The following is a 14698-nucleotide window of genomic DNA, read 5'->3' on the forward strand; positions in this document are numbered from 1 at the left end:
TCTTGACCCTGGGCGACTTTTTCTAAAAACAATCTATAGAGAATAATTTTATGCGTAATGATAATTTATCTGATTACCAAGATATTTTTGGTGATCTGGATTTTAAACAGGGAGATGAATCCCGAACTGTTTATTCACCTGCTGCTTACTTGGCGGACCTGTTGCAGTTAATGGAAGATGAGTTTAAAGACGGCGCCGATCTGAATAGCCGACGCGACGATATCAGAAATCGGCTTCTAGACGAAGAAAATACTTATACTTTAGTACCTTACCTTTCAATTGTTAATGAGGTACTGGAAGGGAAGTTAGGTTCAGATGTCTATACTGATAAGCTGCTTAATGCCAAGTATCCGTTTAATGCGCCTTTTAGTTTGTCTGAGGAAGAGTTGAAGTTGCACTTAACGTATTTGGGCATTTCATCCGAGACCTTATATAAGTTGTTTGCCAGGGAGCTTGATGAAGATACCTTAGTGCGAGAGTCGCTTGGGCTGTCGGCGCAGGACTGGGCCGTGCAATTGTCAGATAATTCAGATGATGTCGTCTTAGCCTATTACGACGAGGACGCCTCTAATATTGCTCCAGCGAAAAGCGCCCTTAGTCAGGTATCACACTTCCTTAAGAAGACGGGGCTTAAGGCCAAACAATTCAAGGATCTACTGTTTCAGAACCTGAGTGACGCTGAAATTAGTGACGGCAAACAAAAACATGCGCATATTAATATAAACTCGGTCAGTCCCGGGGAATATGTCTTGCTCGATGAGAATGAAGAGTGGTTAAAAAATAGTAACCCTAGCTCCGCCACTCCTTCTGGTACCTGGTTTGGACGGGTGAATCGTTTTATTCGCCTTGCCGAAAAAACTCATTTCGGCTTTACCGAGCTAGATACCGTGTTGCGGCATGAGCAAGCGCTAAATTCATCCACCCAGCAACAAACGGCAAAAGCTTCACTTCGGTTACTTGCTATTGCCAAAGATCTAAAGCAAAAGCTTGATATCACAATGCAAGAGCTGATGGCGTTGATGACGAGTATCAATCAAATTGGCCACGGCAACGAAGATCTGCCGCAAGATCTGTTCAATCGGGTCTATAACAACCACTGCGTTAAGCAGGAAAGCCGTTATATCAAAGGCAGTGGCGGGCCAGCACATCAATTTACCAATGCCCAATACCAAGAGTTGAGCTATTCAGATGATATCTTCGCCGATGAAAATGAGGATTTTCGCAAGCGAGTTATCCATTCGCTTAAATTACCGAAAAATGGCCTTGAAGCCATTATCCAAAAATTAAAAGAAAAAGATCAGCACGAGAGCCTGTGGAAAAGCAAAGCGCAAAAAATCGACTTGCTTAACTTCCTGTATCGTTTTACCCGATTGGCCAGTGCATTGGATGTTAGCCATAATGCGTTGTTCACTCTGTTTGATTTGCTTAAACAAGACTACAGCTTAAAAGCGTTTAACCAGCACAATAGTTTTATTGAGATCACGCCATCGACCCAGGACAGCTATGATATTTTCTTAAAGGGCACACTCGAAGACCGGCTTTGGTTGCTGCAAAGTTTAACCGCGCTCAATACTTGGATGCAGGCCCATGACTTTAACGCCGAGCAGCTTTGGCAAATTGCTACCGGTCAGTTGCCGGATAAGCAGGCGCAGCAGCAACAAAACAAGCAGTTGATGAGTCAACTTGACAGCTTACATCAAGCTTTTAAACCATTGCGATTAAGTCAGAAAAGCTTTCAAAAAGGCGAGTTTGATGCACGCGCAGCAGGTGTTATCTATCGCAGCCTGACTCAGGTACGCAATGTCGAGGGTGAGCACCAGTTATACCTAGCAGATGCGGGTTCTGAACAAGCCGCTATTGAGCCCAATCAAACCATTACTCTAGCCGAGCTGGCCATCCAGAGTATGAGCCGGGTGGATAAACTGGACTTCACTGGCTTAGGCATAGAACAAAGTCTGGTGGATAAAATTCGCCGTAACCTGTTTTACCGTGGCTACGTTGATAAAGTCGGTGTTATCAAGGGTAAGCACCTACCTGATGATGAGCAAGACTTTATGCTTGAAACTGACTTTAGCGGTTACCGTACTGCTTTGTTTCAACTGATGCATGACCTTTATCAAAAGGCGGCGGCGAAAACCCCAGCCGGTGAAGAGGTGCAATTTCACCTTTATCCGTCAGATTTAAGCAGACTGGAAGTGCTAGGTCGTCAATTGCCACACAATGAGTCACAAGAGCTTTATGACAACCTTGTCTTCAACCACTACATAGATGAAGAGGGGGCGGTGAAGTACAATGCTTTCTTCAGCCAAGCTGGTAATCATCAGGACTTTGATACCTATACCCATATCAACACGCTAAGCCAAGACGTCTACCAATTATTGCAACATCAGCTGATGGAATTTGAGCAAGCTGACTTGTATCTAACGCCAAGTGCCTTTACCGCATTAACATTTACAGAAGAAGATTTAGCGGAATTGATGCAGAACCTGCATTTTAACGGCTACCTGGATGAACATAATCGCCTGGTGGGCAAAACGCTACTGCTTGAACAAACGGCCGAAGACTTTAAATTGGCGTTACCCTTTTTCCCGTATCAGCAAACAATCCACGCTATCCTTACCGATAAAGCGCTGAGCCATCAAGATCAGTACCTGGCGATAAACAGTGCCGAGCTGGCCAAGTTGGCGGACAAAGCTATCTCTTTTTGGGCATACGAAGATCTGCAACATCAATATTTGGACGGCCAGTATCTGACCACCCGAGCCGTGGACTTCTTTGGTGAAGTATCAAACCAAGACAAGCTGGTATTGGGTTATTATTTTGAGCAACAGACCAGTCGTGCGGTGTTTAAGCGCATGCAACAAATTATCAAGCAGGCACAGGCGTATCAATTAACGGATATTCCACTGGCAGAAATGAAGTTCTATCCTGAAGAAATCGAGCAATTGGTTGCGCGTCTGATTGATATGGGGGTCTTGACCCGCAGTCGTCATATTCAGACAGAGCGCTTGGATTACCTGCTCGATGCTAACAATGTCCTTAGCTTTAGCCTTGACGGCTTTGAAGACTTCAACAAAGAAATCTTCTTCCTGCTTCAAGGGATCGCAAAACGCACTAAAACAGCAATATCGCAAATTGTTTCCACAGAAACCGCCGTGGCGGAACAGCAGCAACAGCTATTGTTTAATCATTTACGTGGCATGTTTGGCTTGGAACAAGCGAGCATGACCGCCATCACTCGGGCGATGTTTAGTGACCAGCAAGCGGTCATGCAGGCCTGGATGCTGCCGTTGTTTAAGGCCGCTAATGCCCTGGATAAAATAGACAAGATCCCAAGTGACCCAGCCTTTGTCACTGCCCTTAGGCGTATTCGTCAGTTTGCCCTGTTGGCGGACAAGCTACAATTGACCGGCGAGGAGGTAGACATTGCGTTTTACGATCAAGATCTGGTGGCTAAATTTCCAGAAAACCTAGTACTGCCAACAAGCGTCACGCGCATTGATGCTGTACTGGAAACCCCTGATTTTTTGTACCTGTTCCAGGGAGGAGAGTATTGGATTTATCGGTATCCTGATTATGTCATGGTTGATGGCAGTGCTTTTGCGGATGCCAGTGAGCAGCAAGATGTACTAAAACATCAAGAGAATGATGATGACCTGCGTGAACAACTAAGGTTAGACCCGGTGCGTGAACTGTTCAAAGCCCATGATAACCTGCTTGTTGATGCCGCCTTTAGCGATAATATCGGCAATTATTACATTGTCAGTGGCGACTATTATTATCTCTTGAAGCCGGATGCGGATAATTGGCTTAAGCGTGAAAACGCCTTTGGGCATACAGGGCATGAATTTGACGATTTGCCAGCGATTGATGCCGCTTATACCGATGAAAAAGGCCGTTTGTTCCTGTTCTCTCAGGGGCGATATGTACGCTACTCCTCAACAGATCTTAATAGCAATGATGAGCTATATGTCGACAAGCAATACCCGAAATCTATCCTAGAGCACTGGGCAGATGAAGAGGTTGAGATAAACTGGCCGCAACGCTTTGGCGATCGTCTGGATGCTGCTTTTCATGGTCAGGATCACCATGCTTATTTCTTCAAAGATAACACCTTTATTAGCAGTAAGGACAAGGTTGTTAAAGATATCGCGCGTCATTGGGGGCGGGTAAAACATGATTTAGGCCGCAGCGACAACATAGATGCAGCCTATACAGAACAAGGGGCCCTGTATTTATTTGTCAATGACTTGGTGCACAAATATCTTGATGGTATCGAACATCAAGGTATTCGCATGGCAGAGGGTTACCCCAAAACGATTAACGAGCATTTCCCGCACCTGCCGGCGGAATTTAGCCAAGGGGTCGATGCCGCCTTCAAAGGAGAGGATGGCAAGTATCACCTGTTCAAGGGTGAGTATTCGGTGGCTTTTACCGCCACAGACACCAGTATTGCACTAAACAGAGTGACCCAGTCCTGGGGTAAGCAAGTTCAAGGTGTTCAGGGCGCTGACGGCATTAGCGCCGCGTTAACCGCGCTCGACGGGGCCACTTATGTCTTCTCAGGTGATCACTACTATCGCTACTCAAAAGGTGATTATACCAAGCCAGATGACAGCTACCCCCGTCTGATCCGCGAAGACTGGCAGGGCTTGAAAAGCATAGATGCGGCATTTGTGCTTGACGGTAAAACCTATCTTTTTGGCAAGAAAGAAGGCAGTAATGAAGCGGTTTACCTGCGTTATTCCACCTCAGATTATACCAAGATAGACCAAGTAGATGAGGACGATGAAAGCTATATCAAACCACTAGGCAACATCTATGATGTGGTTGAGGTAGATGAATTTCCGCGCCAACAAGATGATCTTTTCTGGAGTCTACCGGACAGCTTAATTGAGCAAGGTTTCAGTCAAGTTGACGCCGTCCTAAATACCCTCGCGGGTAAAACATTGCTCTTTAGTGGCGACAGGTATGTTGAATTTGACCAACACCAGATGTCCCGTTGGTGGTCAGAGCCAAAAACATTATTAGAAACCTGGCCTGAAATGGCATTTACTAAGATTGACGCTGCCTTTGCCGGTAAGGATGGTAAAACCTATCTATTTTCTGGCGGTAAATACCTGTGTTTTCGGGATCCTGAGCTTTGCCATCTGCAGGACACTGTACCGGGTAATGTTACCGACCTTTGGAAAAATGCTAAGAACAATATTGCAGCAGGGGCTGCCGTTGATGCAGCGTTTGTGGTCACTTCCCGTGAAATGGATGAGGATGCCTCCGTTGATGCGCCCAAAGTCACTACCCGGCACACCTACCTGTTTGCCGGCGATCAGTTCTACCGTTATCAGGGCAGCAATTATAGCCAGGTAGAGGCGGGTTATCCTTTACCTCTGTCCAAGCTCTCCCAAGAGCCTCGGTTTGAGCACTTAAAGCCGGGAATGGAGCTGGGCATAGATGCGGTTTTCTCAGATGAGCGCAATGTTTATTTGTTTAAAGGCAAACAATGCCATATCGTCTCTGAAGAAGAACACCAGCATTACAATAAGGCTGAGTTTGAAGGCATTGATGCCTCAGTGACGGAAATGGGTCGTGTTTTCACCCGTCGTGGTAATAACTGGCAAAGCCTCAGTGCCATTGAAGGTGAATTTATCGCTAGTCAGGCCTCAATGCCTGAGTTGCTAGAACAGGTACCGAATAGCTTACATGCCAGTATCAGTGCAACGCTACAAGACAATGACGGCAACAGCTACTTCTTTGCCGGCAATCAATGCTATAACCACCAGTTGCAGGTCAAGTATGATATCGAGAAGGAGTGGGGCCGTTCACGCAATACCATCGCGGAGCAAGGCCACATAAATACCGGCTTTGTCGGTCGTGATGGCATCACTTATGTGTTTGCCGATGATCTCTGCTACAGCTATACCAACTTGAATGATATTACTTCGGGCAATGTAAAACTGGACAAGCCGCCAGAATCAATTGCTGAGCTTTGGGGGCCGCTGCGTAACGTGGTATCCGCTTTCGTCTGGAAAGAAAAGACCTACCTGTTTGAACAAGCAGACGTATCGGGACGGGCGCGCTATCTGGTATTTTCAAGCGATGATTATCGCCATGAAACCCCTAAACTAGAGCACAGTCAGTACCCCAATTTGTGGAAAATGGGCCAAGCCCAATATCAGTTGGGTTTTAACCATTATGACTGCATGTTTGTCCACGGTGATAATGCTATCTTCATCAAAGATCAGCAGTTTATCCGTTATAATATCCCGGACGAAAACTGGTCTTACCCAAAAGATCTTAGCCTGTTATTTTCAGGACTAGCGTTTAACAAAACCACTTTTAAAGGGATCAGCAATGCCTTTAAAGGGCCCAATGATGAAGTCTACTTCTACTCCCATGCCTGTTATGTGAAATGGACCGATACCGGGGTAACGGACATTTACCAGGTGAATAAACACTGGGGCTTACTCGATAATCCCTTGGCCAATGGTGTCGATGCCACTTTAGTACATCAAGGGATCACTTACCTATTTTTCGGTAAACATTATGTACGCTACTCCAGCGCAGACTACCGACGAGTGGATGATGGCTATCCCAAATTAACTCATGTCGATTTGGTCAAAGAAATGCCGTTTAAAGCCATGGGGGCTGATTTCCAATACGCTTTGGATAAATTGCCACTAGCGGGCTCAGGGGTACATATTCGCGGGGTACACACCAATGCGCGTAATACTTATGTCTTTATCGATAATCAGTTATTTGTCGGGGCAAACTCCCTTACCCATGAGTTGTTGACCCAGGAAATTGGTTTTATCGACAATAACTTTACTTATGAAGGCGTGGTTGATGCGGCCGTGTGTTTCAACGATCCGAATAACAGCAGTGTGAAAACCTGGCTGTTTTCTGGTGATCAATATGTGCGTTATAGTCAGGGACATTATGATTATATTGACGCTGGTTATCCTAAGGGCATCAGCGAGTTTACTGTTGCCGAAAACGCCAACAATCAAGATATGCCCCAAGACTTTCACTTGGGCATAGATGCCGCTTTTGTTCACAACAAACAAATATGCTTTTACAAAAATGGTATCACCTGGAATGCCAATACCGGGGTAAAAGATAGGCAATGGGGCCAGGTAAAGAACCGCTTAAAAGAGGCTTTTGCTGTAGGAGATAAAAGTATCGACGGCGCTTACACCGACGATCTTGGCCACTTATATGTCTTCAAACACGATCAGTACACGCGCTATAGCGATAGTCAATCCCTATTCAGTGATGATGAAGACGCCCTGCGCTATATGGATGACGGATATCCTATGGCCTTAACTGAGCACCCAGCACATGTGCCCTATGAGCTCTATCAGCCAGCCTCATCGCAAACCATAGGCGAATTAAGCGGTGTATTTCGTTTTGAGAACCGAATTTTCTTTAGCAAAGGGGATAAATATATCAGCTACCACAGCGGCAGTGATGTCTGTATGGCTGTGCGTGAACCCATGCTGTTTAGCAGCCGTTTTGCAAAGGCCTCGGATTATCTACTCAGAGATATTTACCTGCTGAGTCAATTTAAGCAGCTTAATAATCAATTTAGCGGCGCCAATACCAGCTTAACCGAGTTGTTATCGCGCAATGTACAAGGTGATGAGCCGTATTGGGCCTTAAGTGAAATCTTTGGTTTTGAAAAGCAAGACATTCGTTGGTTCAAGGAAAAAAATGCCTTTTTGTCAGCTTCAACCAATGATGTCGAACGCCGTTTTAATATCGAACTTATCGTCCGATTGCATGATGTGCTGTCGACACTGCAAGGTATTAATGTCAGGGCCAGTAACTTCTATCAAGATGTTTGGCGTCCGCTTTATGATGCAAGCTGGACGCCGGTATTTGACAAAACCTTGGATGAGATGAAGCAGCCGCTGCCAAATACTGCCAGCGAGCGGGAAAAACTGACGCATAGCAAACAGCTTGCACTGCAGGAGCTGGCAGCGAGTAACCTCGAGTATTACGCGCGCCATCATGCGTCCGATGAAGTCGGAAAGCGCTTATTTGGTCAAAGCTGCGATCAAAACTTTGTCACCTTAAAAGATCAGCTAGCGCGTGAGCTTAATACCTTAAAACGTGACGCCTTGGTGCCTTATGCCATCGCCAATATGGTCAATATTGGAGATGTTAGGGAGCTTTACGAGGAGCTATTGATTGATGTGCAGATGGAGAATGAAGCCAATACCTCAACGTTAAAAGAGGCGACTATGGCCTTGCAGCTGTTCTTTCATCGTTACTTCTTAAGTCTCGAACAGGCTGAGCTTAACGGTAAAACCAGCGATAACGAGGAGGACTTGATTGCCTCGTTAAAAGACAAATGGCAATGGATGCAAAACTATCGGGTGTGGGAAGCCAACCGTAAGGTATTCCTTTACCCGGAAAACTACATTCGCCCTGAGCTTAGAGACAGCAAAACCCCGCCATTTGAAACCTTAGAGCAGGATTTGAACCAGGGTGAAATCAATGATGACAATATGCAAAAGGTGTTTAAAAAGTACCTGGATGAATACACCGAAGTCTCGCGTTTAAAAATTGCCGGCGGCTATCTCTATGATGAAGATGCCAAAGATGATGCAGTAGCGGTCAATAAAAAACTGGTGCTGTTTGGTCGTACTAAGTCAGATCCACTGCGTTACTATTATCGTTTTGGTAATTTTCTGGGGGGGCAAACCCAAAACGACAGCTGGGAACCTTGGCTGCCGGTTAATATTCCGATTGAGGGCGAGCGGGTCTATCCTGTCTTTGCCTTTAACCGGGTGTTTGTGTTCTGGGCTAAGGTCGATATTGTGCCGCCTGACAGCAATCAGGCGACTTTTCATGAGACCAAAGACGGCGATACCACCACCTTTGAGAACGAGGGGAATAACGCCAGTTATAACGTCAGTATTTACTTCTCCTACTACAACCTTAATAAAGAGTGGATTCAGCCGCAGAAGTTAAAAACGGTGTTTGAAAAAGATCAGTGGGGTGGTGCCATTGTTGATGAGTTACAGTCTAAATACGGCATTTCCAATGCTAGGCTATCGGCTGAGCTTTCGTCTGAGTTAAACGGACTGCCCCATGAAAACATTCGTGTGACCTGCCAGTACCAAGAGGAGAATCAAGATAAGCGGATCGTGCGAAAGGTTTTTGGTCTGACCCCCGAGCTGTATAGTGCTCTGGAAACTAAGATAGTCCCTGATCCTATCTCCAGCGAGACGGCTAAGAGCACTTTCTTACATCTATTTGATGAAGGCCCAATTGAAGAGCAAAACACGGTATCCCTTAACACCAGTGCCGACTCCACCGATGCGCCCTGGTTATGTTATGACCATAAAGGCGGTGGTTTTCTATGTAAACCGCGCTCCCAGGCGTTAACCGATGCCAACGCGCCTAAAACGCTACTTGGCAACAGCGATAGTCTGCCTGCGAATAAGGTTATCGATGCGGCGTTTAGCCTGGAAGATAAGAGTTATTACTTTTCGGGAAATAAATATATTACCAGTGATGATTTAACTGATTTGAAGGATAGCAATGCGCAATGGAACAAAGCGGGTCTGGATACCTATTTTGAATCGGCGGATGCCGCATTCTTTTTCGAGGATAAGCTGTATCTGTTAGATGATAATGAGTGTTTGCGTTATGAAAACTATACTTCTGCTTCTCCTGTGGTCAGTAGCAACTTTCCGATAGCAAATAATTTTAAAGCAGTATTGGAAGCAATGGGCTTTTCCGGTAATACAGTTGAGATAGATACGGCAACAGCTAAGGTCATTAATCCGGCCGACTATTCTGTTGCGGCGGCATATAACAAGGACGATGATATTTATTTGTCTCTGTCATCAACGAGTGAAAAGGTTAACGTTATCGTCAGCCCAACAGGAAATATCACTCAGGGCTTTTTCAATTGGCCATGGAGAAATCTAGGACCGAATGGTTTTGATGCTGCTGAGTGGGGAGCAGGTCTTACCCTTAAGAAAAATGGCGAAACTTTGGTATTTGGTTTTCACGACACTTTAGTATACCACCGTGATAGCTTGCTCAATAATCATTTAGAATCGTTAGGGCGAGTTGTCACTGCAGCTTTCAGTGGGGTAGAGACAGATACCAATGTCTACATCTTTAGCGGTAATGAATATATCACGCTGCCTAAAACTAATATCACAATAGATTACTTGGTCACAGCCATCAATAATTGGAGCGAGCCTAAACCCATTAAGAGCTTTTGGCTCAAGCAAAAAGCACAAAGCAGCTTTGATACCAGCAAGATCAACGCAGCCTATGTCGATGGCAGTCTTGTGTATTTGCTCAATGCCAACCAGGTACAGTGTTTTAAAATAACGGGTAATGAGATTGCCGATATACCAGAACTTGGTTACCCCAGATCGTTGGCGCCCGAATTGCAAAACAATCGGGTCGATGCCGCCTTTCAGCTCACCGGCTCGTCAGGTAATAAAGCGACCTATATATTTAACAGCGGGCTGTTCTACCGCTATGCCAGCGGTCAGTCGCCCTACTTGAGCGTACAAGCTAAAGATATTAAGGGGAATGTAAGTAATATCCCCAAAGCGTACAGAACCGGAGTCACAGCGGCGCTAAACAGGGAAGAAAACGGCAAAGACGTGCTCTATTTGTTTAAACAGGGGCTTAACCGAGCAGAGGATCAGTATATCCGCTACAGCTCAGATACGGCGATGCCCTACCTGACCCAAGATACAGACTACGAAATCGTCCGTTTGACCAGCTCCACCGCCAAAACCTTGAACCAAAAGTTGTTTTCAGAAGGTGTTGAGGGCTTGTTGCAACTAAAAACCCAGGCAAACACGGCTGAGACGCCAACCTTTAGTCGAGGGGCGTCAGAAGCCACTAATATCCAGGTGAACCAGGGCATTAAGGTATTGCCGGAAAGCAGTCATTTGGACTTTAGCAGTGCCAACGGCATGTATTATTGGGAAATCTTTTTCCATGCGCCCTATCTGATTGCTCAGCGATTAAACAGCGAGCAAAAGTTTGAACAGGCCAAGAGTTGGTACCAGCACATTTACGACCCCAGTTTAGGCAATAAATACTGGAAGTTCCTGTTATTCAAAGGCGCCGACAGTCAGGCGCTGGCGCAGGCAGTGGAAGATGCAATTGCAGGCTCCGGTCAACTGAACGACTTATTCGACGGGCAAATGGGCGCATTTAAAAACCAGCTTGCACTCTTGTCCCGGGAGTACATGTCGGCGACCGCCAAAGCTGATGAAATCGAGCAGCGTATCGACCGTGTGCTTATTGAGATGACCTCAAATTCGACGTTGAAAACCTTGTTTACGGCTATTAAGCAAAAACTGACCGATAACCAAGATCATCCTTTCATTGTCGCCTCCCTTGACGAGCTTGCAAACGCTGAAAGTCAGGCGGCCAACTTAAGCAATAGCCGTAATGACTTCTTAGTGGTGGTAAACCACTTAAGGTATAAAAAGCTCAGTGCATTGGTGGATGCGGCGAACAGCAAGGCACAGGTTAAAACCCAGCAAGCAGAAGTGCTGATGGAACCTAAACCCCACTGGGAACTGTGGTCGTTATTTTTAGAGCTGTTGTTAAAACAGCAAGGTAAAGACGTTAACACTCACTTGCTGCAAACCATGAAAGATTGCTTTGAGGGCTTTAAGGCATCTATCAATGGCGCACAACAAGCCGCATTTAAGGATCTTTGTACCTATATCACGGAAAAATATGAAGGCAAGTCGCCGAGTGTGGATCTCAATGGCGATGATTTGGTGAAGCTGGAGCTGGCCGTTGACGAGTTAACTCATGACAAGGCTGAACAGTTTATGAACTTGTTCCAGCTGGTTAAATGGATATACAAGCCAGATCAGTTGATGAAATCGGCGGAAAAATTCCAGCACCTGCTGCCTGAACCACAAAAAGTGGCGTTCAAGCTTATTTACTCGGATAAGATCACCAACTTCAACTTATTTAAAGATAATCAAGAGGAAATCAATAAGCATTTTACTGCTGCCAGAACGATATTGGATCACCTTAATCCTTTAGTCGCAGGCAATTATGCCAGCGGCAAGGAGATTTCTGTTGATATCTCGCCGGTACTGACCTCATTGGCCGCCCTTGAAAGTCACTTGGACAGTGCCGATCTGCAACAAACTAGCGAACAGCAACTGGATAAATACCTGCATGATCCCTTTGACCCACATGCTATTGCGGGCCTGAGACCGCTGGCGTACAAAAAAGCCATAGTGATGGGGTATATTGACAACCTGCTGGATTGGGGTGATCTCTTGTTCCGCCAATATAGCCGCGAGAGCATAAATGAAGCCCGTATGCTCTATGTGCTAGCCTATGATCTACTGGGCAAGAAGCCGGAAAACCTCGGCAAGTTAACGCTCAGTGATGACCAAAGTTATGACTCACTCAAGCATTACACCAATGCCAATGAGCAGGATTACGACTTCTTATTTGACTTGGAAAACCAGCAAGCGCCCAGCCTGCGTTACGACAGCTTAGACGCCGACGGCACGGTACATGATTCTATCACTAACCCCTATTTCCATATCCCGGAAAACAGGGTGTTTAGCGATTACTGGACCCGGGTGGAAGACAGGTTACATAAGATACGCCACAGCCTGAACATGGACGGTAAAAAGCAGCCGCTGCCGCTGTTCCAGCCGCCGATAGACCCGATGGCACTGGTCAATGCCGTTGCCGCGGGCGGCAGCATAGGCGAAGCCCTAGGTTTGCTTTACACCCAAGTGCCACACTACAGATTCAGCTATATGCTGGACAAAGCCAAAGCCTATACCGATAAACTCTCGCAATTTGGCGCAGATCTTTTAGGGGCGATTGAGAAAAAAGAAGCCGAAGAGCTGGAAATGCTCCACAACCAGCAAGAAGCGACCATTCTTGGCCTCAACAGTCAAATCAAGGAAGACCAAATCAAGGATGCGGAAGCTAATATCCACAACCTTGAAGAAAGTCTGAAAAGCGCCAATGCGCAAGCAAAGCAGTACGAACAATGGCGTGAAGAAGGGTTTAACAGTCATGAACAAACCCAGATTGATCTTAATATTGCCAGTACCGCGTTAATGGGGGTCGGCGGGCTGTTAAAAATAGGCGCAGGCATTGCCTATGCCTTACCCGAAGGTCATATTGGTCCCTTTATTGTTGGTGCTACCTCAGGCGGTAGAAACTTTGGTGAGTTCCTGGAAAAAACCTCAGATGCACTGGAAACCACAGGCGATGCCTTAAGTACCGGTGGTGAAATAGCGGCTATCTTCGGACAACATGAACGCAGTCGTGATGATTGGGGGTTGCAAAAAGAAATGGCTGAATCTGAGGCTAAGCAAATTGAGCAACAGCTGCTCTCTGCTAAATTGCAACGGGCGATTGCCCAACGTGAACAGCAAATTCACGATCAGGAGGTTAAAAACAACCGTTCAATTGCCACCTTTATGAAAAATAAATTCAGCAATGAGAAATTGCATCAATGGATGACGGGGCAGCTGTCCGGGCTGTATTACCAAAGCTATAAAATGGCCCACGATATTGCCATGCAGGCACAAAAGGCGTTTCAGTTTGAAACCGCAACGTCGGAAAAAGAGGTTAATTATGTCGGCGGCAGCTACTGGGATAGCCGCCGTAAAGGCCTGATGTCGGGCGAGCGGTTGGGCCATGATCTAGCAGTGATGGAAAAGGCCTATATGGAGCAGGACACCCGGGCACTGGAGATCACCAAAAACATCTCCTTGCTTGAGCATGATCCCTTGGCCTACATGGCGCTTAAAACCAAAGGCCAATGTACCTTACGTTTGAGTGAAGAAATGTTTAACCATGATTTCCCGGGGCACTTCAACCGTCAAGTCAAAACCATCTCACTGGCCTTTGATATCGGCGAAGGTAAATTTATCAATGCTACCTTAACCCAGCTTAATAACCGGGTGCTGATGGCGCCGGACATTAAGGGGGTGAAGCACTTGCTCGATGCTAAAGGTGTGCCGCCGATGAGCATTCGCTCTGACTGGCGTGCCAATCAGCAAGTGGCACTGTCCCATGTTGATCAGTACACGGAAAACAACGGCCTGTTTGAACTTAGGTATGACGATGAGCGTTACCTACCGTTTGAAGGCACAGGTGCCGTGTCCTTGTGGCGTTTGCAGATTAACGGCAAGGCCGGCAGCTTTAACCCGAACGAGCTTTTGGATGTCACCATTAAGCTGCGCTACACCGCAGAGCAGGGCGGCGAAGCCTTCGCCTCAGCGGTGCGCGGCGCGATGAAGCCTTATAAAGCCACCGCCTTTTTGGACCTGGCTTATAACTTCCCGCAAGCTTGGCAGAACTTTATGGCAGGTGATGAAAAATCCCTAACGGTCACCGTGCCGCGCAGTTTGTTCCCCAACATCAGTGGCGGGCAGTTGGACGGTATCTACACCCGTTATGAATTTGAGGGCCAACAAGGGGCGAGCCTGATGTTAAACGATGAGCATAAGCTGGCGAACGATCGCTATATGGATCTAAGCAATCTCAATATAGCCCGGGACGGCAGTCAGTGGACCTTCACCGTACAAGGCGATAAAAAGCAGCTCAAGAATGTGGAAATGATCTTGCTCTACACCGCCAAAATGTAGGCAAGAACGTTTTGCATTCAGGCAATCAAGCCCTAAGCCATGCTTAGGGCTTTTTTATATCC

General features: G+C 46.4%; 1 protein-coding gene. It reads left to right on the plus strand.

Translation table 11 applies throughout. The features are described 5' to 3' along the window. Positions 1-50: 50 nt before the first annotated feature. Positions 51-14636, plus strand: a complete 14586-nt coding sequence (locus tag SDEN_RS08815) for a hemopexin repeat-containing protein (RefSeq protein ID WP_011496133.1) — start codon at positions 51-53, stop codon at positions 14634-14636. Positions 14637-14698 lie beyond the last annotated feature (62 nt).

Origin of the sequence: Shewanella denitrificans OS217, from assembly GCF_000013765.1 — a bacterium.
In the GTDB taxonomy this organism is placed as follows: Bacteria; Pseudomonadota; Gammaproteobacteria; order Enterobacterales; family Shewanellaceae; genus Shewanella; species Shewanella denitrificans.

What these genes read in the sequence shown, in the direction of transcription:
- SDEN_RS08815 (WP_011496133.1), top strand. Translation starts at nt 51, where the DNA reads ATGCGTAATGATAATTTATCTGATTACCAAGATATTTTTGGTGATCTG.